The following is a 26,342-nucleotide window of genomic DNA, read 5'->3' as shown; positions in this document are numbered from 1 at the left end:
TCCGCGCGAATCGCTCAACCACATCCCGCCATCTCGCGTGGCAGATAGCAGGCCGCCGGTTCGGTCTTGGTTAGGAACAGCGCCTCCTTCGGCCGGAAATAGAAGAAGGTGACCGGCTTGCTTTCGCGGATGCTGCCGTCGGCGAAGTGGGCGGCGATGCTGAAGCGATGGATCGATGACATCGACGACCACATCTTCAGCCGCGCTGTGTAGGCGCTGAGGTTCTTGTTGCCGCGCACCGGCATGGAGATGGCGTAGTCGTGCTTGCCGATCGGGAATTCGATGTTCTGATAGCGCATCGCTTCCGGCGTACCGCCGCCGCCGTCGCCGCATTCGGCCAACGATTCCGGAATCTCGAACACGACCAGGGTCATCGATACGCGAAACGGCTCACTCTGCTGCGTGACGTTGCCCTGATCGTCCGACCAGGAATAGTCGAACTTGCCAATCGCATTGACTGTCATTGCCTGGTTGAGGCTGCCGAGATAGTCGGCCACTTCGCCGAACTTGATCTTGTTGGTGAGCTGGCTGCGGCAGACGTTGAGGGCATCGGCCGACTGGCAGGAGAAGCGTCCGGTTTCGAGGCTCGCCGTATCCACCCCCGCCTCGGCGAGCACGTTCTTGATCGACACATCGGCGCCCTCGCCGACAGTGCCGATATCCTTGGTGAACGTGCGGCTGGGCTCGCCGGTCGGGTTGTCCTCCTCATCAACAGTGGTGAACTGCAGCGACATCTTCATGTCCTTGGCTTCGCCCCAGCCATTGTTGAGGATCGAGAAATCCGGCCGGAAGCCGACACAGCCGAAATGCTCGACCAGCGACAGCATCGGCTTGCGATAGGCGTCGCTGGCGGCGACCTTCATTTCCAGACTGGCGAGCTTGACCTTCGACCGGTCGGTCGTCTTGAGATCGACCTCGGCAAAGGCCGGCGCATTCTCCCAGTCCATGCCCTCGTAGACATTGCTGGTGGTGATCTGGCCGGTGCCGTTCCAGCCGTTGTTGTATTCGTCCGAGCTCGGGTAGATCGCGATGTCCTCGTCGCGCACCAGATGCTGGTACTGCATGTCCGACTGCTGGGTCATGCGCTGGTCGACGGCAACGCCGATCTCGACCTTGTCGGCATCGCCGCCGCCGGCTTGCGCCTTGAGCAGTCCGCCCACCCTGGCGTCGGCCAGCACATCGGGACGCGAGCCGCCGATCTCCTTGCCCATTACCCACTGCGACTCATAGACAGTGCCGCCCGGCAGACGGGTTCGACCCTTGCCATTCTTCAGGCCGTCGGCAAATGAACCGGCAAAGATTTCGCCGGTCTTCGACAGCAAACGTCCCGCGCCATTCGGCACGCCGGCGACGAAATCGCCCTCATAGCGATTGCCGTCGGCATCGACATGGATGCCGCGGCCATCGAGTTCACCGGCAACCCAATGACCCTCGAGAATTTCGCCCGAGCGGAGCTCAAATCGGCCTTGCCCATCGGGCCGGCCGTTTTTGATGTCGCCGAAGTAGCTGGAGTAGACGGTCCTGGGGTCGTAGCTCGCCGAGCCGCGCACCCGCCAGACCAGCCTGCCCTTGCCGTTGACGGTGCCGTCGGCGGCGATCGTCCGGTCGGGCGACTGGCCGGCCGCCGGCTCCCAGACGAAGTCGAGATCCAGCTCCGGATGGAAGTCCCACACGCGCACTGTTTTGCGCAGCACCGAACGCGTCTCGCTCTGGTAGAGGATCTGCACCCGATCGGCCCAGGCGCCAGCCTGCGGCGTACCGCCTTGGTTGGCCAAAGCTGGAAAACATGTCAGCGCAGCCAGCATCGATGCGGCCGTCATCGCCCTGATCGCTGAGATCGTCCCTGCCCGCACCATGACCCCCAACCCCTTGGAGCGTTGAGCGTAAGCGCCGACGCAAGCCGGCGCAAGGGAGCCGCGCCGGTACAAAAAAAACCGGCGGCGGGAACGTCCCCCCGCCGGTTTTCTGGATTGCTGGTTTCTCGTCTTTCGGCGCGACAACCGTCAGGCTTATTTGTACAAGCTGTTGATCCACTGCACATTGACGGCGCTGAGGCGCACGGCAGTGTTGGCATCCGGGCTTTCAGCCACGTTCACACCGGTGATGACGCGCTGCTTGGCGCCGTTGTCATAAGCATAGACCGAGCTGCCGCTCGACCCCGGATAGGTATCGCAGTCGTACTGGAAATACTCCGGGCCGATGTTTTCGGCATGCACTTCGCAGGTCGCCTTCCACATCGTGCCCATCGGCTTGTCGCCGGGATAGCCGACGATGTTGGCGGTGAAATCACCAAGATCGTCATAGTTGGCATAGCCGAGCCAGCCGAGATTGGTACCGACATCCTGCTTCAGCGTGACGATGCCGAGATCCCACGGGATAACCGAACCGTAGTAACCCTGGTAGTTGTCGATGAAGCCCTGGACGATGTAGGCGCTTTCATAGGTGAAGGCGCCGAACGGTGCGTCGTCGGCTGTGCTGCCATTGAGAGCCGGCACGAACAGGAGGTCGTCGAGCCAGGCCTTGTCTTCGTGGCTGTACAGGCAGTGCGCCGCGGTGAGCACCGTGCGCGGGCCGATCAGCGTCGCCGAGCAGCTGCCATAGCTGCCGCTCTTCGATTTGCCTTCGAGATAGCCGATCGCGGTGAACGGGTAGGTCTTGGTGTTCTTGATCTGCTCGCGATCGTCGGTTCCAAAAACCTGACGGCCGGCTTCTTCACCCCCCGTCAGCCCGGAATTGTCGGACTTCTGCCCGTCGGCCGGCGCATTAAGTTCCTTGATGACAAGATCCCTCAGCGTCTCGCTGGCGTCGATCTTGATGTCCTTGCCATCGGCGGAATGTCCGACGATGCCGTAGGATTTGACCGCCGTTGCCTCGTCGGTCAGCGGCGCTGCACGGCTGGCTTCGTCTTCGGTCAGTTTCGGCGGCGCGATCGGCTTCGCCCGGCCAGGCTGGTAGTCGCCCGTCCCGACATCGCGCATGCTTTCGCCGTTGCCGGCATTCGCGGAGCCAGGATCGGAGGCGAAGGCGGGCAGCGCCCACATTGCAGTGGAAAGCAATGCGGATACTAGGATGGTGTTTGTCAGTTTTGTCATGGTGAGACTCTCCCAAAAGTCAGCAAGGAGTGGATCAAAATAGAGAAATATTGTCGAGATCGTGGTGGCGCCGAAAAATGATATTGGTTAATCGCAACTGTACCGGATTGTTGCTCAGAGCCGCCGGTTCAAGGCCCCCGCCAAAAACCGCCGCGACGGCATATTGCCTAAAATAATCCAACATTGGCAATGACAAATCACTTCCACGTAGCCCGTGGGGGGCTATAGGGTTTTGAGCGGGTTCTGCTCGCGGGCACGATTAGCAAAAGTGGCAGTCGGTTTTATGACCGTTCGCGCACCGATCTGTTTTGGTGCATGGTTCGGCCGCCGGTCCACCTCAGCCGATCATGTGCCGGGCTGGCTTGTTCGGGAACGTTCGTCTCAGGAGGTCCAGGTGAAAATAGTCCATCGGTCCAGGCCGATCGCAGCAGCAATGTTGCTTGGCGTCGCGGCCATCTTTCCGGTCGTCAACGCAACCCGTGCGGCCGACGACGCCGTCAGGCCGGAAGCGGCGGTCTCGCCGATGAAACGCGTGGCGGACGCCAGGGCAAAGGCCCTGGCTGAGAACCCCGATGGCGCCGACCGCGTCTATGGCGGCAATCAGGCCGAGAAAGGCGCCTATCCGTTCCAGGTGGCGCTGCTGACCACCGACAGGCTGGACCCGAGCCCCGCCTCGCAGCCGAACGCGCAGTTCTGCGGCGGCAGCCTGATCGCGCCGCAATGGGTGCTAACGGCGGCCCACTGCCTCAACGACAAGGGCCGGCCGATCTCGCCGGATGTGGTCACCGTACTGACCGGCGCCACCGATCTGACCGAGGGCAAGCGCTACAAGGTGGCGGAGGTCATCGTCAACGAGGGCTACAGCGAGCAGACGTTGGACAACGACCTTGGCCTGCTGCGGCTGGCCGAACCGGCCGACGCGCCGACCATCAAGATCACCCATGACGCCACGCCCGACACCGGCAAGACGACGGTCATCGGCTGGGGCAAGATGCAGGACGGAACGTTCCCCACGGCACTGATGGTGGCCGATCTCGATCTCGAGCCGAATGCCGTCTGCAACAGCGGCATCAAGGACATCTATGCGCGTGACTTGAAGGCGGCACTCGACGATCTCTCCCATCGCATGCGCTATTCGGAAAAGGGCGTCGACGCCGCCGCCAACGCCATTGCTGCCGACATGTCCGATCCGTTGACCAACAACATGATCTGCGCCGGCACAGCCAGCGGCGAGCGCGATGCCTGCAACGGCGACAGCGGCGGGCCGCTGTTCGTCACCGGCGCCGACGGCCCGGTTCAGGTTGGCATCGTCAGCTGGGGCGAAGGTCCGTCGGACGGCACCGCCGCCTGCGGCCACAAGAACGCCTACGGCATCTACACGCGGCTGGCCAACTACACCGGCTGGATCGAGGAAAAAATGAAGACGCCGGCTCCGCCACCCGCAGCGCCCAAGCCCGGCCTCGGCACCGCCAAGAAGCCCTGAGAATAGGGCAAAGGCCTGAAACGCAGACGGCGGGAAAACCCGCCGTCGCATTGACCATAATTTGCCGGCTGCTGTTTCGCTTACTTCCTCGGCGGACCTTTGCGCTCCGCCGAAGCCGCCCACAGATTGATGTCGGACTCGCGCGCGTAAGTGTCGATCTCGGCGAGCTCGGCATCGCTGAACTCGCGCGCCTTCAGCGCCCCTACACAATCCTCGACCTGTTCGGGGCGGCTGGCGCCGATCAGCGCCGAGGTCACCCGGCCCTTGCGCAGCACCCAGGCCAGCGCCATCTGCGCCAGCGTCTGGCCGCGCTTGCCGGCAATCGCGTTAAGCGCCTGGATGTTGGCGATGGTCTTGTCGTTGATGAAGGCGGGACGCAACGACTTGCCCTGGCTGGCGCGGCTACCTTGCGGGATGCCGCCGAGATATTTGTCGGTCAGCATGCCTTGCGCCAGCGGCGAGAACACGATCGAGCCGACGCCGAGCCCTTCCAGCGTATCGAGCAGTCCGTCTTCCTCGACCCAGCGGTTGAGCATCGAATAGCTCGGCTGGTGGATGACGCAAGGCGTGCCGAGCTGCTTCAGGATGTCGGCGGCCTCGCGCGTGCGCTGCGAATTGTAGGACGAGATGCCGGCATAGAGCGCCTTGCCCGAGCGCACCGCATGGTCGAGCGCGGCCATCGTTTCTTCCAGCGGCGTATCGGGATCAAAGCGGTGCGAATAGAAGATATCGACATAGTCGAGCCCCATCCGCTTCAGGCTCTGGTCGAGGCTGGCCAGCACATATTTGCGGCTGCCCCATTCGCCATAGGGTCCGGCCCACATTTCGTAGCCGGCCTTGGTCGAGATGATCAGCTCGTCGCGATAGCCGGCAAAGTCCGTGCGCAGGATCTCGCCGAACGCCGTCTCCGACGAGCCGGGCGGCGGACCGTAATTGTTGGCGAGGTCGAAGTGGGTGATGCCGAGATCGAAGGCCTTGCGTGCGATCGCCTGCTTGGTCTTGTGCGGCGTGTCGTCGCCGAAATTGTGCCAGAGCCCGAGCGAGATCGCCGGCAGCTTCAGGCCGGAGCGCCCACAGCGATTGTAGATCATTTTCTCGTAGCGGTTTTCGGCGGGGATGTAGGGCATGGGGATTCCTCTAGAAATCGAAACGGGCCGACAACTGTCACCGCGACAGTGCGGCGAGTCGACCCTGCCCCTCACCCTTTACCCTCTCCCCAACAGAACGGGGAGAGGGGTATCGTCAAAAATTATCGATAATCGCCGCGGCTACTTTTTCTTCGCCAGCAGCCCTTCAGCATCCTTGACGCCAAGGGCGGCCGGCCGCTCGCAGGTGGTCTGCATGGCTACGAACTTGCCCGTCTCGCCTGAGCGCAACAGGCCGGTCATCACCTCAACGGCATGCAGCGCCAGCTCCATCGAACAGCGATGCGGCCGGCCCTCGGCGATCGCCTGCGCCATATCGGCGAGACCTGATGTGCGGTAGTTGGCCATCATGCCTTGTCCATGCATCTCATTGGGCACACCAAACGGATGCTTCCATTTCGGCAGTTTCTTGACCGGCTTGGCGGCCTCGGTGAAGCGCACCTCGCCACCGAAGAAATTCGGATCGGGAACGAACACCGTGCCCGCCTCGCCATAGAGCTCCATTGGCGCGTGGCCATGGGCCCAGACGTCCCAGCTGGCATTGAGCGTCACCACGGCGCCGTTTTCGAATTCCATGACGCCGTGGATGGTGGTCGGTGTGTCCACAGGGATTTTTTCACCCGCGCGCGGTTTGGACGAGATCGTCCGTTCCTTGGCCGGGATCGAAGCGAAGGCTGCAACCTGCTTCACCGGTCCGATCAGTTGGATCAGATTGGTGATGTAGTAGGGTCCGACATCGAGCACCGGCCCGGCCCCCGGCTGGAAGAAGAAATCCGGATTGGGGTGCCAGTGTTCCATGCCATGGCTCATCACGTAGCAGGTGCCGCTGGTGATCTTGCCGAGCTTGCCGGTGTCGATCAGGTCGCGGACCAGTTGATGCGCGCCGCCGAGGAAAGTGTCGGGGGCCGAGCCGACGCGCAGCCCCTTTTTTTCCGCCCGCGCCTTCAGGTCGAGCCCTTCCTTGACCGACAGCACGAACGGCTTTTCCGAATAGACGTGCTTGCCGGCGTCGAGGATCTGCTTCGACACCTCGTAGTGCACCGCCGGAATGGTCAGGTTGACGATGATGTCGATATCGTCGGCCTTGAGCAGTCCTTCGACGGTCTCGGCGCGCAGCTTGAATTCCTTCGCCCGTGCCTTCGCCGCATCCATGTTGATGTCGGCGCAGGCGCGCATCTCAATGCCGCGAAACAGCGGCGCCAGCGAGAAATACGCCTTCGAGATGTTGCCGCAGCCGATGACGCCTATACCAAGTTTCTTTGCCATGCTGATTGCTCCTAGTAGGTCTTGGCGGCAGCGATCGAACGGCGGGCGAAACGCTCGATGTCGTTGGGATTGTCCTGTTCCATGACATAATATTTGGCAGCGCTCTTGGCGCGCAGCGCCTTGATCAGGCCGGCCCAGTCGATCGTGCCATGGCCGACATCCGACCAGCCGTCCTCATCCAGCCCCTCGCCCGGCTTGGCAATGTCCTTGACGTGGACGGCGCTGATGCGCTTGCCATGCTTTTCGATCCACGGCAGCGGATCGACGCCGCCGCGCACCACCCAGGCCACATCCATCTCCCAGCCGATATCGGGCGCGGAAGACAGGATATGGTCCTGCGGCACCGAGCCGTCGGCGAGTTTCTTGAACTCGAAATCATGGTTGTGCCAGGCAAAGCCGTAGCCGGCTTTTTTTGCGGTCTCGCCCACCTTGGCCAGACGTTCGCCAAAACCGCGCCAGCCGGCAGCATCGGCCGGCCGCTGGTCGGGCATCAAAAAAGGACAGATCAGCAGCGTGACGCCGAGCGCGTCGGCAATCTTGCGCACGCCGTCAAAGTCCTTTTCGAGCGCATCGATCGAAAAATGCCCGGTCGGCATGGCGAGCCCGTTCTTGTCGAGTTCGGCGCGGAACGCCTTCGGGTCGTCATAGACGCCGCCGAACCCCTCGACCTGCGTGTAGCCGAGCTCGCCCAGCGTCTTGAGCACGCCTTCCCAAGGCTGGAAATTGCGGGCGCTGTAAAGTTGGAATGACCAGTTCATCGTCTCTGTCCGTTTCTTGGGGGATGGGGTCTTGGGTGTTAAATACGGTTGCCGGTCGCGGCGTCGAACAGCGAGGCGCGAGCCGGATCGAAGCCGATCCGGATCGGCTCACCGTTGCGCAGCATCCGCTCCGCCTCGACGCGGAAGGAAAAATTATGGCCGCCGAGCTTGGTCCACACCAGCGTGTCCGAGCCCATCGGTTCGACGATCTCGACAGCCGCGTCGGTGGAGAAGGGCATCGACCTCGCCGGTTCGCCAAAGGCGATGTGTTCGGGCCTGATGCCGAACACGCATGGCCCGGTGCGAATGCCGACGCTGTCGTCAAAAATGTAATGGTCGAGCGGCACCGAAACGTCGCCGGCCTTGAACACCGGGCTGGCGCCGGCCTCCAACTGCCCGTCGAGGAAATTCATCGCCGGCGAGCCCAGAAAGCCGGCGACGAAGCGGTTGACGGGACGGTTGTAGATGGTTTGCGGCGCGTCGAGCTGCTGGATGACGCCGCCGCGCATGACCGCGATCCGGTCGGCCAGCGTCATCGCCTCGATCTGGTCGTGGGTGACGTAGATCATGGTGTTCTGCAGCTTGCGATGCAGCAGCTTTATTTCGACGCGCAGTTCGGCACGAAGTTTGGCGTCGAGATTGGACAGCGGTTCGTCGAACAGGAAGACATCGACATCGCGCACCAGCGCCCGCCCGATCGCCACGCGCTGGCGCTGGCCGCCGGAAAGGGCGGCCGGCTTGCGCTGCAGCAGCGGCTCGATCTGCAGGATTTCGGCGGCCCGCGCGATGCGTTTGGCAATCTCGTCCTTGGGCGTGCCGGCAACCCGCAGCCCGAAGGACAGGTTCTTCTCCACCGTCATCTGCGGATAGAGCGCATAGGACTGGAACACCATGCCGATGCCACGGTCCTTGGGCTCCTCCCAGGTGACGTTCTTGCCCTTGATGAAGATGCGGCCTTCCGAAATGTCGAGCAGGCCGGCAATGCAGTTGAGCAAGGTCGACTTGCCGCAGCCCGACGGGCCGAGCAGCACGATGAACTCGCCTTCGGCGACATCGAGATTGAGCGCCTGCAGCACCGTCACCGCGCCGAAATTCAGCGACAGATCCTCGATCGAAACGCTGGTACCGTTCTGCGCCATATCCACTAGCCTTTCACCGCGCCAGCGGCGATGCCGCGCACGAACCATCGTCCGGAGACGAAGTAGATGATCAGAGGCACCGCCGCCGTCAGGATGGTTGCCGCCATGTTGACATTGTACTCCCTCACGCCGGTGGTGGTGTTGACGATGTTGTTGAGCTGCACCGTCATCGGCCAGTTGGACCGCCCGGCAAACACGACGCCGAACAGGAAGTCGTTCCAGATGCCGGTCACTTGCAGGATGACGGCGACGACCGTGATCGGCACCGACATCGGCAGCATGATGAAGAAAAAGATGCGCCAGAAACCCGCCCCGTCGACGCGCGCCGCCTTGAACAGCTCGACCGGTATTGCCGCGTAGAAATTGCGGAACAGCAGCGTCAGGATGGGCATGCCGAAGATCGTGTGCACGATGATGATACCGGGCAGCGACGCGAACAGCCCGACCGAGCTCAGTCCGATGATCAAGGGATAGATCACGACCTGATAGGGCACGAAGGCGCCAAACACGAGCAAGCCGAAGAGAAAGTTGGCGCCCTTGTATGGCCAGAAGGTCAGCGCGTAACCGTTGATCGACGCGCAGACGATCGAGATGGCCACGCTGGGCAGGGTGATCTTCACCGAATTGTAGAAGCCTGGGCTGAGGCCGTTGCAGTCGCGGCCGGTGCAGGCATGCAGCCAGGCGTCGGCCCAGGACTGAAAGGTCGGCTCGGCCGGAAGGTTGAAAAGATGTCCGAGCCTGATCTCCGGCATCCCCTTCAGCGAGGTGACGATCATGATGTAGACCGGGATGAGGAAGAAGAGAGCCGCAACGACCAGGAAAACATAGATGCCGATGCGGCCGGCCGATATCCGTCGCGGTTTCGGCCCGGAGGCCCCCACGCCAGCCTGATCCGGCGCTTCCAGGACAGGTTGACCTGCAGTGATCTGGCCGGCGGTCATATGCGCACTTCCCGATTTCGCCGCCATAGGAGAATTCCGCCGAAAGCCAGCACGATCAGGACCGGCAGCAGCATCGTCGTTGCCGCAGCCATGCCTTGGCCGACGTTCTGGCGCACTGTGATGAGCTGGATGACGTAGACTGCCGGCATGGACGTGGCGATGCCAGGACCGCCGCCGGTCATGGCGATCACCAAATCGTAGACGCGCACCACGCTAACACACTGGAGAACGAAGGCGGTGGCGAAGGCACCCTTCATCATCGGCGCCACGATGGAAAGGTGCGTGCGCCACGTCGGGATGCCGTCGACCTTCGCCGCTTTCCAGATCTCCTCGTCAACGCCGCGCAGGCCGGCAAGCAGGATTGCCATCGTCACGCCCGAACCCTGCCAGATGCCCGCCACGACCAGCGCGTATATCGCGGTCTCGGCATTGACCAGCGGCGCGAAGCTGAAGCTTGACCAGCCCCAGTTGCGGAGCGCCTCCTGCAAGCCGAGGTTGGGGTCGAGTACCCATTGCCACACCAGTCCGGTGACGATCAGCGACATGGCGAACGGATAGAGGAAGATCGAGCGGAACAGGTCCTCCTGGCGGATGCGCTGGTCCATGAAAACGGCGAGCAGGTAGCCGAACACCATGTTGCAGGTGATGGACATCAGGCCGAAGAACCAGATGTTGTTGACCGAGACGAGCCAGCGGTTGTCGGCCCAAAGGCGCCTGTACTGCGCCAGGCCGACGAAATCGTAGGTGGGAAAGAGCTTGGAACTGGTGAAGGACCATAGCACCGAGAAGCCGATGCCGATCACGAACACGCCGACCGCAACGAGGATCATCGGGATCGTCCCGATGACGGCGGGCAGGTGAAATCTGTGCCTCCAGCTCTTCTGCATCGTCCGTCTTTCTTCGCTTCCACCGACACGAAAGTCAGCGTTATCCGAACCACCGGCTCCGGACCGCCGCAGCTTCCCGTCCTGAGATCGTCAGCCCGTCGCCGAAAGAAGGCCTCTCGGGTCGGGGGCGCGAGCGAGGCGCCGCAAAGGCGGCGCCTCGGGATATTGATCGGGCTCCTAGTCGGAACTGCCGATGATGGTAGCGAACTTCGCAGTGGCGTCTTCAGCCGTCATGGTGTCATCCGCGAAGTACTGCGCGACGAGCTCATTGATCTGCTGGTTGGTGTTCTCGGTGATGAACCGGTTCGTCGCAGTGACGATGTTGGCCGGGTCTTCCACTGCCTTCAGGGACTTCTGCATGCACGGGTCGGCCGTCGACATGTCGACATCGGCCCGCACGGGCATGGAACCCTTGGCGTTGTTGAAGGCGACCTGAACCTCCGGGCTGATGAGGAGTGCTGCAAGACGCTTCTGCGCTGCCTCGACATCCGCATTGCCCTGCTTGAAGAACAGGATGATGTCGCCGTCGGTGCTGACCACCGGCTTGGCCTCGTTCAGGCCGATCATGCAGCCGAAATCCTTGACCCCGGTCATGCCGGCGGCCGCGAACTCACCGCGCGCCCAGTCACCCATCACCTGAAGTCCGGCCTTGCCGGTGATGACCAGATTGGTGGTGTCGTTCCAGTTGCGGTTGGCATAGCCGTTGTCGGTGAACTGCTTCAGAGCCCTCAACTGCGTGAAGACGCCCTTCATCTCGGGTCCGCCGGCAATTTCGGCGCTCTTCTTGGTATACATCTCGTCGCGCTTGGCGACACCGAGAGCCTCGGTAACCATGTCCTGGAAGAGCAACTGGATCTGCCAGCCGTTTCCGTCGCCGCCAATGGCGAAGGGAATGAAGCCCGCCTCCTTGATCTTCGGCGCGGCCGCGATGAAATCGGCCATGCTCTTCGGCTCTGGCACGCCCGCTTTCTCGAACACCGGCTTGGAGTACCAGGCCCAGTAGTTCGAATGAATGTTGACCGGAACGCACCACCAGTGGCCGTCAACGAGGCAGGCGCTGCCGATCGCCTTCGGGCGAATGATATCAGCCCACTTGCCGGCGGTGGCGACGTCCGTGAGGTCGAGCAGCTTGCCGCCCGAAATCAGTTCCTCGTACTGCCGACCGGGATTGAACTGAGCCGCACCGGGCGGATCGTTGCCGAGCACGCGCTGCATGACGGTCGAGCGGGCGGTTTCGCCGAGAGCGATGGCGCTGTCCACCCAGTGGTCGCCCTTGCCATCATTGTCGAAGGCCTTTGCGAACTGCGAGACCGCCGCCGACTCGCCCTTCGACGTCCACCAGTGAATCACTTCCAGATCGGTCGCGGCCGCCGGACCGGCGAACTGCAGCGCAACTGTCGCTGCCAGCGCAGCAGTCATAGTTTGATATCGCATTTCGGTTCCTCCCAGAATCTGAAACGTTACAGATTTTCGATACGGCAATTGCGCCGGGTGTGCAACCCCTCGGACAAAGGCAGTTTGATATTTTTTCGAGTCGCGAACAAATTCGCTCGACCTCGCTGAGCCTTGCTGCATCGCAATATGCGCAACTGCACTGCAAAAAACCCATGCTGCAATGCATGAAAGTTGACAAAAGGCCGGTAGAGACGTCGCCTCCGCTGCTTTTCAGCGGCTTTTCCACAGCGCCTTCGAGGCCCCTGACATCGCTTTGGAGCAACGACAGTGGCAACCTGTAACGTTTCAGTATATTGAGGCTCCCATCGTGCGGAGAGTGGTAATGCGCCGCGATGCCGGTGATTGCCGGCATCCCCGGCGACTGCTATGCGCCTGACGGGGCGGGATGATGGACAGGGATCAGACAGGCAAGGACGACGAGGCGTCGGCGCAAGAGCGGCCGACGTTGAAGACGCTTGCCTTCATGACCGGGCTGGGCGTCACAACAGTGTCGCGCGCGCTCAAGGACGCACCCGAGATCGGCGCCGAGACCAGGCGGCGCGTCCAGCTCGTCGCCAGGCAGATCGGCTACCGACCGAACCGTGCCGGTGTGCGCCTGCGGACCGGCAAGACCAATGTCATCAGTCTCGTGCTCAACACCGAGCGGGAGATCATGAGCTTTGTCTCCGATATCATCTATGGCGTCTCGGAAGTCATCGCCGACACGCCCTACCACCTGATCGTCACGCCCTATTCGCGCTCGCAGGATCCGCTGGATCCCATACGCTACCTGGTGGAAACCGGTTCCGCCGACGGCATCATCATTTCGCGCACGCAGCCGAACGATCCGAGAGCCCGCTACCTGCTGGAACGCGGCGTTCCCTTCGCCACGCACGGCCGCACCGACATGGGGTTGAACCACCCCTATCACGACTTCGACAATTACGCTTTCGCGGCCGAGGCGGTGCGCCATCTCGCGGGCATCGGCCGCCGCAGGCTGGCTTTGCTGGCACCGCCGGTTGGGCTGACCTACCACGGTCATACGCTGAACGGCTTTACCGATGCGCTGAGCGAGGTCGGCGCCAGCGAAATCGCCTTCAACACCGTTTCAATCGACCATTCGATCGAGCAGATCAGAATGAGGACCGCCCAAATCATGCGTCGCGATATCAGACCGGACGGTTTCGTCAGCAGCGCTGCCGCCGCGACGCTGGCCATCGTCGCCGGCATCGAGGATGCCGGCCTCAAGCTCGGCCGCGACGTCGACGTGGTGTCCAAGCAGTCGTCGGACCTGCTGCACCTGTTCCGCCCGGAATTGCTGGTCGTCAACGAGAACTTTCGCCTGGCCGGCGCCGAACTCGCCCGCTCCGTGCTGGGCTGGATCGGCGGTGCCGAACCTGGCGCCTTGCAAAGCCTGAGCGTGCCGAGCGAGGTTCTGGCCTCCAGCCGTTCCGTCGATTAGGAGGCGCTCGTCAGCCGGCAGCTCCACTTCCCCACGGGCCGTGGAACGCGCCTGGACCATCGATACGCTCAAAACCATGCGCACCGAAGAAATCGCGTTGCGCCTGGATCAGGTTCGAGGTGCCGCGGCCCTGGCGATAGCTGTCGAAATAGGCGAGCGCCGATGACAGCGCCGGCACCGGCGCGCCGGCCTCCGAAGCCCTTGCCACGATGCGCCGCAGCGACGGATGCGCCTCCTGCATCAACGCGATAAAGGCCGGCGCCATCAAGAGATTGGTGGCAGCGCCGCCCGTGCTGAAGGCGTCCGCCATGGTGTCCAGCATTTGCGAGCGGATGATGCAGCCGGCTCGCCAGATCTTGGCGATGGTCGGCATCGGCAGGTTCCAGCTGAATTCCTTCGACGCGCCACTCATCACCGCAAAGCCTTGCGCATAGGCGGCGATCTTGCCGGCAAACAGCGCCAGCTCGAGGTCCTTGAGCAGCGCTGCCTTGTCTCCGGAGATCTTCGTCACGCCGCTGCTGCCATAGGCCTTTTCGGCGGCCAGCCGCTCGTCCTTGATCGACGACAGCACGCGTGCGGCAACCGCCGCTTCGATCGCGGTGGCCGGAATGCCGAGCTGCTGCGCCTCGATGACCGACCATTTGCCGGTGCCCTTCTGGCCGGCGCGGTCGACGATGATGTCGACCACCGGCTTGCCCGTCTTCGGATCGTCGGCGGCCAGCACCTTGGCGGTGATCTCGATCAGGTAAGAGTTGAGCCGGCCCTTGTTCCAATCGGAAAACACGTTGCCGATCTCCTTCGGCCCCATGCCGAGGCCGTCGCGCAGGATGCCGTAGATCTCGGCAATCATCTGCATGTCGGCATATTCGATGCCGTTGTGGATGGTCTTGACGAAATGCCCGGCGCCGTCGGTGCCGAGCCAGGCAGCACAAGGCTCGTCCTTGAATTTTGCCGAGATCGCAGTCAGGACGCTTTCAACGCGCTTCCAGGAGTCTTCGGTGCCGCCGACCATGATCGACGGCCCGTGGCGCGCACCTTCCTCGCCGCCGGACACGCCCATGCCGATGAAGGTGAGGCCGGAGCCGGACAGTTCGGAAAAACGCCGCATCGTATCGCGGAAATTGGCGTTGCCGGCGTCGATGACGATGTCATTGGCCGACAGCACGCCGCGCAAAGCCGCGATCTGCTCGTCGACCGGCTTGCCGGCCAGCACCATGATGATGATCGGCCGCGGCGGCCGGATGGCGGCGGCGAGTTCCTCCAGGCTGTAGCAAGGCACAACCATGTTCTTCAGCGCGCCGGCATTCTCGACAAAGGCGTCGGTGCGCGCCCTGGTGCGGTTGAAGACGGCGATGCGGTGCCCGTGCTCGGCAATGTTGAGCGCCAGGTTGGAGCCCATCGTGCCAAGGCCGATCAGGCCGATTTCGGCTTTTTCCATCGTTTCTTCCCTGTTTTCGGATTTTGTTGAGGCCGCGTTTTGCCGGGATGATTGACGGGCCTTTCGCGCCGCGTCAACCGCCTCGCCGAATTGTGTTGCGGCCACGGCGTGTGGGATTCAGGTCAGGCCGAGCCGAGAATGGTGGTCTTCGAGAACCGGAGCGGAGCGTACTTTTGGGTACGCGAGCACCGGAAGCGCAGAAGACTGCCGTTCGCAGGCCGGCATCGCCTGAATATCACTCGGCGCGGATGTCGATCGGCGCCTCGATCTTCACCATGTCGAAGTCCGAGACGAGGATATCGAGCCGTGCCGTCCAGCGGCCGGGAAGCGGAATGACGAGATTGTCGACCCGCCAGGTGCCGTCGCCGGGTTTGGTCGCCGCGCGCTTCAGCGGCTCGATGCCAGAATCGGGCTTTGACAGCACCAAAGTCACCTGCTTGGCGTCGAGCGGGCCGAAATCGCCGGTCATGATGACGATCGAAGCGGTGACCGGCCCGGTATGGCCGGGGGTGATATCGAGGTCGGCCATCGCCTGCAGCGTATGGATGTGGATCGACGCTGGCTGTGCCGCGGCGATTGCCAGCGCGCGCGGCGGCGGCGTGAAGCGCCAGCCGGCGGCAACGCCGAAGATGGCCAGCACGATCAGCACCTCGATGCAGATCGAACGGACCAGCCTTCGCTGGACTTCCGTCTCCCCCGCTTCGGCCGGTGCGGTAAGCCGCCAGCGGTTGACGGCGGCGAGCGTGAACAGAAAAAGCAGCAGCGCCAGCTTGATCAGCAGCAACTCCCCATAGGCGGTATCGACCAACGCCGCTGGCGTCTGCACCTGGATGACGGCTAGCACGATGCCGGCTGCCGCAAGCACCGCCACGACATAGGGAATCGCGCGCGAGAACCCGCGCAGGAACGGCCCGGCCGCGGCCGGCTGCTGCCGCAGCGCAAGACCGAGCGGCAGCAGCGCTCCGGCCCAGAAAGCGATGCCGGCGCCGTGCAAAGCCACCATCGGCCTGGTCAGCCATTGCGGTTCGGCGGCACTGGCATGGCCGCTGGCGGCAAGGGCGGCACCGACACAGGCCAGTCCGGCAAGGGCAAACAGTTTTGCATCGGCGCGCGGCACGACCAGCGACAGCAGGCCGAGCCCGAGCGCCATCAATGCGATCAGCACCGTCCAGCCAAAACTGGTGGCGAGCGCGGTCTGCCAGATGATCGGCTGCATAAGCCGGACGAGCGGCGCGCCGAGCGCATCCAGTCCTTGCAAACCAAGCGACAGCGGCGCTGCGACAAGCCCGCACAGGATTGCAGCGATGACAAAACGCTGCCCGGAGCGCCCGCCTTGCGCCAGCCAGGCCAGCGCAAAGGCGCCACCGACGCCGAGGAACAGACCTATGTAGAGAAAAACCTTGCCGATCCAGATTGCCGCCCTCAGCCCCCAGTCGATGGGCTCGGCGACAGGCGGCGCTTCGCTGGGTGCGCCGAGGGAAAACAGTAGCGAGCCGCCGACCGGATGGCCGTCGGCGGAAATCACCCGCCAGCTCAGCACATGCGTGCCGGACTTCAGCACCTGCGGATTGTCGATGGCGACGGTCTGGTCGCTGAGGCGGAAGGTTGTCAGCGGAACCGCTGTGCCGTCAGGCCGGATCAAGGTCAGCACCAGCGGCGACACCGGCTCGCTGAAGGTCAGCGAGAACTGCGTTGGGCTCTGTGCCAGCACCGCGCCGTCAGCCGGATCGGCCTTGATCAGCGCCGCATGGGCGAAAGCACGATCCGGCAAAGCAATGGCGGCCAACAGCACGAGCGCCGCGAGCAAGCCGAAAGCCAGCCGGCTGACGCATCTGCCGGCTGTCAGTTCCATCCGCTGGAAATAGGCTACGTTCATGCCATCCACCAAAACGGCGGGGCGCCGCTTCGAAACAGCGCGCCGCCAGTGCATCACTTCTTCGGCAGCAGCTTGAGGCCGGGCGCCGGATCTTCCAGCGCATCCTCATCCTGACCAGCCGCTGGAATCTCTATCCAACGCGTGGTGGCGCCGTCGCATTCCTGCACCACTGGAAAATAGAGTTTTTGCCCGGCCGGCAAGTCGGCCGCCAGCGTGCCGCGGAAGACGAACTCGTCGTAGAATTCGTCCGGCAGGCTGCCGCCGCTCCAGTCGACTTCCTTGACGCCATCGGTCACCGCCTGGCCGTAAAGCTGGTAGGACTTGTCGTACTTGCCCTTCTTGGTCTGAAGCGTCCAGCCGGGCTTGGGCATCGGCTTCACCCCAATCACCCCTTCCGGGATCTGCACGCGCACGGCGGTCGTTGCCTTACCGTCGCAGCCATGCGGCACGCGCAGGATTGCCTTGAAGGTCGAGTCGACCGGCGCCTCCTGGGTTTCGAGCGTGATGTGAGCAAAGGCCGCGCCCGTGCCCAGAAAGAGAAACGCAGAGGCAGACAAAAGATACCTGTTCATGATGGTCTCACTTGAAAACTTGATTGGCAAAATGATTTGGTCAGTCGTTGTCTTCTTGCGGCGCCGGGCTGCCGATGGCTTGCACGGCGAATTTGACCGTCACCGTCCCGGCCTTCTCGAAGGTCAGCGTCGCGGCAAACATCTCGCCTTCCCTGGGCGGCTGCTTCAAATCCATGAACATCACATGATAGCTGCCCGGCCCCAGGGTGACCTTGCCGCCGGCTGGAATTTCAAGCCCACCGGTGACCGGCCGCATGGTCATGACACCGTCCTTCACGCCCATCTCATGCAGTTCGGCCTTGGCCGAAATGTCCGACGAGATCGATAGCAGACGGTCCGGCGAACTGCCGGTGTTGGTGATGGTCAAATAGCCGCCGGCCACTTTGGCACCCGCCGGCGTCGCGCGCGACCAGGGATGCCCGATCTCGATATCGCCGACCTTGAACTCATGCGCGAAGGCGGATTGGGCGCTGGCGAACAACAGGGCGAGAACGAAACCGACAATGCCGAGGCGCGCTTCGAAGCTGCGTAGCAACCGCGCGTGGAATGAATGAGACATGATGGCTCCATGAATTGAATTAGGAGATCGCGCCGTTGCCGGTCGCGAACAATTCTGATGTTGGATGAATGTGCCCGCGAAAGGTTCCGCGAGGCGAACGGTTCAGGCCGTCGCCGGCGGTGCGCGCGGGTTCGACGGAGAGCGGTCGCGGGCAAAGTCGAGATGCCGGAATGCCGGCAGCACAAAGGCGACGGCTTCGAAGGAAAGGCTGGCGGACACTGTACCGGCAGCGGGCGGCGGCGCGTGGGCAGCCGACACCTTGCTGCAGCCAAGCATGCAGCACGCCGGCATGTGCTGCTGGTGCGGGTCGCCACCGGGAATCTGGGCCGCACCCTCATGGGTGCAGATGACGTTGCCGAAGGCATCGATTTGCGAAGCATCCGGGCCGGCGCCGAAGGCGAAGGCGCCAAACATCGACTGGAGCAGCAGCAGATAGGCCGCGGCGAATGCGACCGGTATGCCCCATCGTCTCCGCCGGATCTTCAAAAACGGCCTCTCCACGCAACAGCGCAGATACCTAGCACGCGATCAACGGCCGGAAAATCGCCAAATCACAGCTGCGGCAACGCAGCGCGATCAGAAGCGCTGCGGCTGCCGGCTTCGGGGATCGAGGTCAGCAGCGTGTGGCGCGCCGATTTCAGGTGTTTGCGGCAGGCAGCGTCGACCTTGCCGAGATCGCGCGATTTCAGCGCCGCGATATAGGCCAGGTGCTCGGCGACAGCCACTTCGTTGCGCTCGCGCTCCTGCGCCTTGTTCCACTGATAATGGTAGTGGAAGATCATCGCGATCACATCGTAGAAATCGACGATGAAGCGGTTGAGCGATGCGCGGTGGATCAGCCGGTGAAAGCGCTCGTCCAACTCCGAGAATTCGTTGAAGCGGGTGGCGATCTCGCGCGCCAGCAGCCGATGCTCGTCTTCAAGCCGGTCGAGGTCGGCCCAGACCGGGCTGTCTTCCGGCAACGCGGCAAAGGCGGCGGCCGAGCGCAGTTCGAACATCTCGCGGATTTCGGTCAGCTCCAGCGCGAAAGCGCGGGTAAAGCCCTTCAGCACCCAGTGGCTGTTGCGCCGCTTCTCGATCAGGCCGAAGCGGGAAAAACGGATCAGGAACTCGCGCACGCTGGTGGTGCCGACGCCGATCTCGCGCGCCAGTTCGAGCTCGTTGATCTGCATGCCGGCCTCGGCGCCGCCGGCCAGCAGCCGCCGCATGAACGAGCGCTCGATGATCTGCGCCAGCGTGTCGGTTTCTTCCTCGGGGAAAAAGTCGTCCGGCAGCGGCTCGCGCAAAACCGTCTTGGCGCGCTTGTTCCAGGCGATCAGCCCGGTCTCTTCCATGCGCGCCAGGATGGTGCGGACGGTCGTGCGGCTGACCCCAAGCAGCGTGCCTAGCTCCGGTTCCGACGGCAGGCTCTTCGTTTCATCGAGCAGCCGCAGGCAGCGGTTGTAGGCGTCCTTGTAGACGTTGTTGCTCTTCGACATCCCCTGCCCCGTTGCGCGCCGGCGCTTGCGGCCAGCTTGAAGCGCGATATGACAGATATTTCCTAGCGCATGACCCCGAAAATCGGAATCGCTTTCGAAAAAGCATCATGCGCGATTCCAGCGGCAGTTGCAGCGCCGTTTGCGCCCAAGGAACGCGCGACACCCCAGCGAAAAAACAATTGACGTAAAAATGTTTTTTCACGATAAAAGACATTATCTGTTAACAGGCGCGTGTCAATCGGCTCGCGCATCCCAGGAACACCCAGGAAACTGCCCGTGAACGCGTCAAACAGCATTCTTCTGTCTCCCGCCGACAATGTCGCGGTCGCCAATGGCCGTATCGAGATCGGCACGGTACTGCCCGGCGGCGCTGTCGCCACCGCGCTGATCGAGCCCGGCCACAAGGTGGCGATCAAGCCGATTGCTGCCGGTCAGGCGGTGGTGAAATACGCGCAGGCGATCGGTCGCGCCACGCAGGACATCGCACCGGGCGAGCATGTTCATTCGCACAATCTGGTCTTTGAAGCCGGGCGTTTGCCGGTGGTGCCGCCGAGCGAGGCCGTGCACGAGACGGAGGCGGACCGCGCCCGCACGTTCATGGGCTACCGTCGCGCCGACGGCCGTGCCGGCACCCGCAACTTCATCGGCATCGTTGCCAGCGTCAATTGCTCGGCCACCGTTTGCCACGCCATCGCCGACCAGGCCAACCGCGAGCTGCTGCCGAAATATCCGGGGATCGACGGCTTCGTGCCGATCGTCCATGGCCAGGGCTGCGGCATGAGCGGCACCGGCGACGGCATGATGGTGCTGCACCGCACGCTGGCCGGCTATGCCCGTCATCCGAATTTCGGCGGCGTGCTGATGGTCGGGCTCGGCTGCGAGGTCAACCAGCTTACCCTTTACGGCCAGAAGGGTGTCGCCGCGGGAAAACGTCATTTCAACATCCAGGACGCCGGCGGCTCGCGCAAATCGGTCGAGAAGGCGATGCTGGTGCTGGCCGAAATCGCCGAGGAGGTCGGCAAGCTCGAGCGTGAGCCGATCCCGGTCAGCGAGATCGTCGTCGGCCTGCAATGCGGCGGCTCCGACGGCATGTCCGGCATCACAGCCAACCCGGCGCTGGGCGCCGCTGTCGACATCCTCGCCGGCGTCGGCGGCATCGGCATCCTCTCCGAGACGACAGAAATCTACGGCGCCGAGCATCTGCTCGCCTATCGCGCCGCAACCCCGGAGATCGCCGCCAAGCTCGATGGCTTCGTGAAGTGGTGGGAAGAGCATGTCGCCAAGCATGGCGCCTCGATCGACAACAACCCGTCGCCCGGCAACAAGCGTGGCGGCCTGACCACGATTCTCGAGAAGTCTTTGGGCGCGGTGGCCAAGGGTGGCCAGACGCCGCTCAACGGTGTCTTCGGCTATGCCGAGAAGGTCACCGGCCACGGTCTCGTGTTCATGGATACGCCCGGCTACGACCCGGTCTCGGCCACCGGTCAGGTTGCCGGCGGCGCCAACGTCATCGTCTTCACCACGGGTCGCGGCTCCTGCTTCGGCTGCCGACCGACGCCGTCGATCAAGGTCGCCAGCAACTCGACCATGTATCACGCGATGGAAGAGGACATGGACGTCAACTGCGGCGTCATCGCCTCCGGTGAGAAGACCATCGCCGGCATGGGCCGCGAGATCTTCGAACTGATCGTCGAGACGGCTTCGGGCCGCAAGACCAAGAGCGAGGCGTTCGGCTACGGCGACAACGAGTTCGTGCCCTGGCACCTCGGAGCGACCCTCTAGGCCAACAGTACTGACCAGGACAATTGCGAACCGGCAGACAGCCGGCAGGGGAGGGTTTGCATGAAGAAACGCCGCATCGGTACAACTGCCCTTGAGGTCACCGAGGTGAGCTTCGGCGGCGCGGCACTTGGCGGCCTCTACCGGGCCTGTCCGCGCGAGGCAGCGATGGACACGCTGCAGGTCGCCTGGGACGCCGGGCTGCGCTATTTTGACACCGCGCCCTTCTACGGCTTCGGCCTTTCGGAACGGCGCGTCGGCGATTTCCTGCGCGACAAGCCGCGCTCGTCCTACGTGCTGTCTACCAAGGTCGGGCGGCTGTTTCGACCGGTGCCGGAAGACCAGGTCCCCGATCACTCCTATGTAGATCCGCTGCCTTTCGCGCTCGACTACGACTATTCCTATGATGGCATCATGCGCTCGGTCGAGTTCTCCTATGCGCGGCTCGGCCTAAACAGGATAGACATCCTGTTTGTGCACGACATCGGCACCTACACGCACGGCGTCGAGAAGACCAAGCTGCACTTCCGCCAATTTATGGAGGGTGGGCTGAAGGCGCTGGAGGAGCTGAAATCGTCCGGCGTCATTTCTGCCTATGGTCTCGGCGTCAACGAGGTGCAGATCTGTCTTGATGTGCTGCAACAGGCGCCGCTCGACTGCATCCTGCTGGCCAGCCGCTACTCGTTGCTCGACCGCTCGGCCGAAGCCGAACTGCTGCCGCTTTGCCGCAAACAGCAGACCTCGCTGATCATCGGCGGCGTCTTCAACTCCGGCATCCTGGCGACCGGCCCGGTGCCGGGTGCGCATTTCGACTATGCTCCGGCCACAACGGACATTCTCGACCGTGTCGATGCGATGGAAAAGATCGCCGCCAAAGGCGGCTATCCCCTGGCGGCGGCCGCGTTCCAGTTTCCGTTGCACGAACCCGTGGTGGCCAGCGTGCTGACCGGCACGGCCAAACCGGCCAATCTGACGCGCAACCTCGAACTGCTCGGCATCGAGGTGCCGGAAACGGAATTCGCCCGATACGTGCCCTATACGATCGTGCAGAAACTTGGCTGACGCTCGAGGTCAATCAAGAGAGAATAAACATTCCATGTTGACATGATAATGGAATTATTGTTCCATATTGCTCGGAGGAGATCGGAAGCATCGGAACGTGACATTGGGCATCGGCCGGGAGGCCTGCTTATCTCAGGACCTCACGCAACGGCACCAAACACCGCTTGCATCGACCGAACCGATGCACTATCAAAATCTGGTAAATGTTTTTTATTGATAAAGTTCTGTTTGGGCCCCGCCTATCCGAATGGAGCTTCCGTAACCTTCACCGGGCGTCCTAGGGAGGAATCCGCATGAAATTCGTAACCAGCATTCTCAACCGCCGCGCCTTTGTGGCACTCGCAGCCGCCTCGATGCTTGCCGGCGTGATGCATTCGGCGCCGGCTTCGGCGGCGGACGTGACCATTCCGATCATCGTCAAGGACACCACGTCCTTCTACTGGCAGATCGTTCTGGCCGGCGCCCGCAAGGCCGGCAAGGACCTCGGCGTCAACGTGCCGGAACTCGGCGCCCAGGCTGAGACGGACGTCAACGGCCAGATCTCGATCCTCGAGAACGCCGTTGCCGGCAATCCGGCTGCCGTCGTCATCGCCCCGACCGAGGCCAAGGCGCTCGGCAAGCCGATCGACGAGGCCGCCACCAAGGTCAAGGTCATTGGCATCGACTCCGGCGCCGACTCCAAGGCCTTCACCTCGTTCCTGACCACCGACAACGTCCAGGGCGGCCGCGTCGCCGCTGACGGTCTTGCCGCTGCCATCGGCGCCGCCAATGGTGGCAAGGTCGAGGGCAAGGTTGCGCTGATCACCGCACTGCCCGGCGCCGGCTCGCTCGAGCAGCGCGCGCAGGGCTTCAAGGAACAGCTCAAGGCCAAATATCCAGGCCTTGAACTGGTCGCCGACAAGTATGCCGACGGCCAGGCCACCACCGGCCTCAACATCGCCACCGACCTGATCACCGCCAATCCGGACCTCAAGGGCATCTTCGCGTCCAACCTGATCATGGCGCAGGGCGTCGGCCAGGCGATCGCCGAGAACAACCTTGCCGGTAAGGTCGGGCTGATCGGCTTCGACAGCGACGAGAAGCTGATCAAGTTCCTCAATGACGGCGTCATCTCCGGCCTCGTCGTCCAGGACCCCTACCGGATGGGCTATGACGGCATCAAGACCGCTCTCGCCGCCTCCAAGGGCGAAAAGGTCGAAGCCAATGTCGACACCGGCGCCAATCTGGTCACCAAGGCCAATATGAAAGAGCCGAAGATCGACGCGCTGCTCAACCCGAAGCTCGACTAGGCATCGGCATAGGCGCACTGTTTCCGGGGCCTCAACGCCCCGGAAACATCCAATGCCCGCTTGGATATCCGCCGGTTTGAATTACCTTGGCGATGCGGCGGAGCCGCATCGCCAAGTGCCAATTGCAAGGCCGATCTGGGAGGATTGTCATGACGTCGACGGCGCAGGAACTGCACCCGCACCCAACGCTGGAACCCGGCAGGACGATTCTCGAACTGCATGGGCTGGAAAAGCGCTATCCCGGCACGCATGCGCTGAAGCCGGTCCACCTCGCCTTCAAGGCTGGCGAAATCCACGCCATCGTCGGCGAGAACGGCGCCGGCAAATCGACTTTGATCAAGCTTCTGACCGGCGTCATGCCGCGCACCTCCGGCGACGTCATCTGGGAAGGCAAGCCGGCAGCTCTGGCGACACCGCACGAAGCGATGGCGCTCGGCATCAATGCGGTGCACCAGGAAGTGGTGTTGTGCCGCCATCTCACCGTTGCCGCCAACATGTTCCTCGGCGAGGAGGACTCGCGCTACGGCATCCTGCAGCAGCGCGCCATGGTCAGGGAAGCCCAGAAGATCATCGACGGTCTCGGCTTCGACCTGCCGGCGCATGTCACCCTCGGCGACCTCACCATCGGCCAGCAGCAGCTGATCGCCGCCGCCCGCGCCACCGTGCGCGGCACCAAATTCCTGATCTTCGACGAACCGACCGCCTATCTCACTCGCAAGGAGGCTGACCAGCTGTTCACGCTGATCCGCCGGCTGAAGGGCGAAGGCGTCACCATCATCTACATCAGCCACCGCATGGAAGAGGTGTTCGAGCTCGCCGACCGCGTCTCTGTGCTGCGCGACGGCACGCTGGTCGGCACAAGGAACATCAGCGAGACCAACGATGCCGAACTGGTCAAGATGATGATCAACCGCTCGATCGAGCAGGTCTACCACAAGGAGCATTTCACTCCGGGCGCGATGATCGTCGAAGCCCGGAACCTGTCGGGCAAGGGTTTTGAAGACGTTTCCATGTCGGTTCGGGCCGGCGAGATCGTCGGCCTCTACGGCCTGATCGGCGCCGGCCGCAGCGAGTTCGTCACCACGCTCTACGGCCGTCATCGCAAGTCGGCCGGCCAGATCCTGTGGGAAGGCAAGCCGGTCCAGGTCAACTCCGAGCACGATGCGATCAGGCTTGGCATGGCACTGGCGCCGGAAAGCCGCCGCGATCAGGGCCTTTGCCTCAATTTGCCTGTCGGCCTCAACCTCAATCTGCCGATCTACAAACGCATCTCCAAGAACATGCTGATCTCCGGCGCGAAGGAGAAGGCCGAGGCCGATCGCCAGATTGCCGATCTCAGGATCAAGACGCCGACGCGCAGCGCGCTCGCCTCCAGCCTATCCGGCGGCAACCAGCAGAAGATCGTCATCGGCAAATGGCTGGCGCACGGCGCCAAGCTGTTCATCTTCGACGAGCCGACGGTCGGCGTCGATGTCGGCACCAAGGCGGAGATTTACCGCCTGTTCGGTGCACTGTTGTCCAGGGGTGCCGGCATCATCCTGATCTCGTCCTATTTGCCGGAGGTCTATGAACTCTCCGACACGCTGCACGTCTTCCGGCGTGGCAAGCTGGTCGCCACGCACGGGTTCCGCACCGCCGACCACGAAGAAATTCTCACGCAGGCGCTCGCCGAGAAACAAGAAAAGCTGGGAGGACAGACATGAGCACGGAAGCAGCAGCCGTCGAAAAACCGAAACGCAATTACAATGCCCTGTTCGGGCTGACGCTGCTGGCGCTGCTGGTCCTGTTGTGGGTCATACTGTCGGTGTCGACGCAGAGCTTTGCCTCGGGCAACAACATCTCGAACCTTCTGCGCCAGGGCTCGATGATCGCCATCCTTGCGGTGGGTCAGACCTTCGTCATCATCACCGGCGGCATCGACCTGTCCGTTGGCGCCGTGGTCGGCTTTGCAACCGTCATCGCCGCCATGCTGATCAATGCCGGCGTGCCGGTCATCCTCGCCATTCTCATCACCTTGCTGGTCGGCGTCGGCATCGGCCTGTTCCACGGCTTCGGCATCGTCAAGATGGGACTGCCGCCCTTCATCATCACGCTGGCGACGCTCACCTCATTGCGCGGCATCGGCCTGTTGATGACCAACGGCAACTCGATCTCGATCAACAACGACGCCTTCCAGGAGTTCTCGCGCAACTCCTTCCTCGGTGTCCCCAATCTGTTCTGGATGGTGATCATGGTCGGCATCCCGGCCTATATCTTCCTCCACCACAGCCGCTGGGGCCGCTATCTCTTTTCGGTCGGTTCCAACGCCGAGGCCTCGCGTCTGTCGGGCGTCAATGTCCAGCGCACGATCTACATGGCCTACACGCTGTCGGGCCTCTGCGCCGCCTTTGTCGGCGTGCTGCTGGCCTCGCGCATTGGTATCGGCAACCCGACCCAGGCCGAGGGCTGGGAACTGCAGGCGATCGCCTCCTCGGTGATCGGCGGCACCTCGCTGTTCGGCGCCGTCGGCTCCGTGCACGGGCCGCTGCTTGGCGCCTTCATCCTAGCCACCATCAACAACGGCGCCAACCTCTTGAACGTCAACGCCTTCTGGCAGCGCATCATCACCGGCGTGCTGATCATTGTCATCGTCTACTTCGACGGCCTGCGCCGCCGCGGCGGCAAATAGTCCCACCGAAATTG

Annotated in this window: 23 protein-coding genes; 7 read left to right on the top strand and 16 right to left on the bottom strand. The window is 62.9% G+C overall.

Annotation, left to right across the window (positions count from 1 at the left end; genetic code table 11):
- Positions 1-14 precede the first annotated feature (14 nt).
- A complete protein-coding gene (locus AC1DXN_RS22825; RefSeq protein ID WP_477271277.1) occupies positions 15-1,820 on the bottom strand; it encodes an MORN repeat-containing protein in 1,806 nt (601 codons plus the stop codon).
- A 189-nt stretch (positions 1,821-2,009) separates the two neighbouring features.
- Positions 2,010-3,092 (bottom strand): trypsin-like serine peptidase, encoded by a 1,083-nt coding sequence (locus tag AC1DXN_RS22820; RefSeq protein ID WP_477271275.1) that lies wholly within the window; start codon positions 3,090-3,092, stop codon positions 2,010-2,012.
- A 394-nt stretch (positions 3,093-3,486) separates the two neighbouring features.
- On the opposite strand from AC1DXN_RS22820, the gene AC1DXN_RS22815 reads away from it, so the two are divergent.
- Positions 3,487-4,575: a S1 family serine peptidase gene (locus AC1DXN_RS22815; protein WP_477271273.1), complete on the top strand. Its 1,089-nt coding sequence runs from the start codon at positions 3,487-3,489 to the stop codon at positions 4,573-4,575.
- Between the two features lie 80 nt (positions 4,576-4,655).
- On the opposite strand, the gene mgrA is transcribed toward AC1DXN_RS22815, so the two are convergent.
- From mgrA to AC1DXN_RS22780, 7 genes are all read right to left on the bottom strand, one after another.
- Positions 4,656-5,702 carry an L-glyceraldehyde 3-phosphate reductase gene (mgrA, locus tag AC1DXN_RS22810; RefSeq protein WP_477271271.1) on the bottom strand — a complete coding sequence of 349 codons (1,047 nt, stop codon included), beginning with the start codon at positions 5,700-5,702 and terminating at the stop codon, positions 4,656-4,658.
- Between the two features lie 141 nt (positions 5,703-5,843).
- Positions 5,844-6,986 (bottom strand): Gfo/Idh/MocA family protein, encoded by a 1,143-nt coding sequence (locus AC1DXN_RS22805; RefSeq protein WP_477271269.1) that lies wholly within the window; start codon positions 6,984-6,986, stop codon positions 5,844-5,846.
- Positions 6,987-6,997: 11 nt separating this feature from the next.
- Complete coding sequence (locus AC1DXN_RS22800; RefSeq protein WP_477271267.1) at positions 6,998-7,744, bottom strand: sugar phosphate isomerase/epimerase family protein; 747 nt, start codon at positions 7,742-7,744, stop codon at positions 6,998-7,000.
- 38 nt (positions 7,745-7,782) lie between these two features.
- The gene (locus tag AC1DXN_RS22795) at positions 7,783-8,883 is read right to left on the bottom strand and encodes an ABC transporter ATP-binding protein (protein WP_477271265.1); all 1,101 of its coding nucleotides are present in this window, start codon (positions 8,881-8,883) and stop codon (positions 7,783-7,785) included.
- Positions 8,884-8,888: 5 nt separating this feature from the next.
- Positions 8,889-9,851, bottom strand: coding sequence for a carbohydrate ABC transporter permease (locus AC1DXN_RS22790; RefSeq protein WP_477421666.1), 963 nt, complete (start codon positions 9,849-9,851; stop codon positions 8,889-8,891).
- The gene (locus tag AC1DXN_RS22785; RefSeq protein WP_477271263.1) at positions 9,821-10,711 is read right to left on the bottom strand and encodes a carbohydrate ABC transporter permease; all 891 of its coding nucleotides are present in this window, start codon (positions 10,709-10,711) and stop codon (positions 9,821-9,823) included. Before AC1DXN_RS22785 ends, AC1DXN_RS22790 begins: the two co-directional genes overlap by 31 nt.
- A 177-nt stretch (positions 10,712-10,888) precedes the next feature.
- Positions 10,889-12,145 carry an ABC transporter substrate-binding protein gene (locus AC1DXN_RS22780; RefSeq protein WP_477271261.1) on the bottom strand — a complete coding sequence of 419 codons (1,257 nt, stop codon included), beginning with the start codon at positions 12,143-12,145 and terminating at the stop codon, positions 10,889-10,891.
- A 409-nt stretch (positions 12,146-12,554) separates the two neighbouring features.
- On the opposite strand from AC1DXN_RS22780, the gene AC1DXN_RS22775 reads away from it, so the two are divergent.
- Complete coding sequence (locus AC1DXN_RS22775) at positions 12,555-13,607, top strand: LacI family transcriptional regulator (protein ID WP_477248689.1); 1,053 nt, start codon at positions 12,555-12,557, stop codon at positions 13,605-13,607.
- 10 nt (positions 13,608-13,617) lie between these two features.
- On the opposite strand, the gene gndA is transcribed toward AC1DXN_RS22775, so the two are convergent.
- The 7 genes from gndA to AC1DXN_RS22740 form a co-directional block, all read right to left on the bottom strand.
- A complete protein-coding gene (gndA, locus tag AC1DXN_RS22770; RefSeq protein WP_477271259.1) occupies positions 13,618-15,045 on the bottom strand; it encodes an NADP-dependent phosphogluconate dehydrogenase in 1,428 nt (475 codons plus the stop codon).
- Between the two features lie 235 nt (positions 15,046-15,280).
- On the bottom strand, positions 15,281-16,921 hold the full coding sequence (locus AC1DXN_RS22765; protein ID WP_477271257.1) for a copper resistance CopC/CopD family protein: 1,641 nt from the start codon (positions 16,919-16,921) through the stop codon (positions 15,281-15,283).
- Positions 16,922-16,974: 53 nt separating this feature from the next.
- Positions 16,975-17,493, bottom strand: coding sequence for a YcnI family copper-binding membrane protein (locus tag AC1DXN_RS22760; RefSeq protein WP_477271255.1), 519 nt, complete (start codon positions 17,491-17,493; stop codon positions 16,975-16,977).
- 40 nt (positions 17,494-17,533) lie between these two features.
- Entirely contained in the window at positions 17,534-18,052 is a 519-nt protein-coding gene (locus AC1DXN_RS22755) for a copper chaperone PCu(A)C (RefSeq protein WP_477271253.1), read from the bottom strand.
- A 102-nt stretch (positions 18,053-18,154) separates the two neighbouring features.
- The gene (locus AC1DXN_RS22750) at positions 18,155-18,511 is read right to left on the bottom strand and encodes a DUF2946 family protein (RefSeq protein WP_477271501.1); all 357 of its coding nucleotides are present in this window, start codon (positions 18,509-18,511) and stop codon (positions 18,155-18,157) included.
- A 92-nt stretch (positions 18,512-18,603) separates the two neighbouring features.
- Positions 18,604-19,530: a GntR family transcriptional regulator gene (locus AC1DXN_RS22745; RefSeq protein ID WP_477271251.1), complete on the bottom strand. Its 927-nt coding sequence runs from the start codon at positions 19,528-19,530 to the stop codon at positions 18,604-18,606.
- Positions 19,531-19,592: 62 nt separating this feature from the next.
- On the bottom strand, positions 19,593-19,826 hold the full coding sequence (locus AC1DXN_RS22740) for a hypothetical protein (protein WP_477271249.1): 234 nt from the start codon (positions 19,824-19,826) through the stop codon (positions 19,593-19,595).
- On the opposite strand from AC1DXN_RS22740, the gene AC1DXN_RS22735 reads away from it, so the two are divergent.
- From AC1DXN_RS22735 to AC1DXN_RS22715, 5 genes are all read left to right on the top strand, one after another.
- Entirely contained in the window at positions 19,807-21,312 is a 1,506-nt protein-coding gene (locus tag AC1DXN_RS22735) for a UxaA family hydrolase (protein WP_477271247.1), read from the top strand. The genes AC1DXN_RS22740 and AC1DXN_RS22735 overlap by 20 nt on opposite strands.
- Before the next feature lie 60 nt (positions 21,313-21,372).
- Positions 21,373-22,371 (top strand): aldo/keto reductase, encoded by a 999-nt coding sequence (locus AC1DXN_RS22730; RefSeq protein WP_477271245.1) that lies wholly within the window; start codon positions 21,373-21,375, stop codon positions 22,369-22,371.
- A gap of 293 nt (positions 22,372-22,664) precedes the next feature.
- Positions 22,665-23,660 carry a substrate-binding domain-containing protein gene (locus AC1DXN_RS22725; protein ID WP_477248679.1) on the top strand — a complete coding sequence of 332 codons (996 nt, stop codon included), beginning with the start codon at positions 22,665-22,667 and terminating at the stop codon, positions 23,658-23,660.
- A gap of 149 nt (positions 23,661-23,809) precedes the next feature.
- Positions 23,810-25,363 carry a sugar ABC transporter ATP-binding protein gene (locus tag AC1DXN_RS22720; RefSeq protein ID WP_477271243.1) on the top strand — a complete coding sequence of 518 codons (1,554 nt, stop codon included), beginning with the start codon at positions 23,810-23,812 and terminating at the stop codon, positions 25,361-25,363.
- On the top strand, positions 25,360-26,328 hold the full coding sequence (locus AC1DXN_RS22715; protein WP_477248677.1) for an ABC transporter permease: 969 nt from the start codon (positions 25,360-25,362) through the stop codon (positions 26,326-26,328). The genes AC1DXN_RS22720 and AC1DXN_RS22715 overlap by 4 nt, the downstream gene beginning before the upstream one ends.
- Positions 26,329-26,342 lie beyond the last annotated feature (14 nt).

This window comes from Mesorhizobium sp. P2_H9, assembly GCF_056403215.1.
The sequence above is the reverse complement of the archived record's forward strand: the minus strand, read 5'-3'. Positions and strand labels throughout refer to the sequence as shown.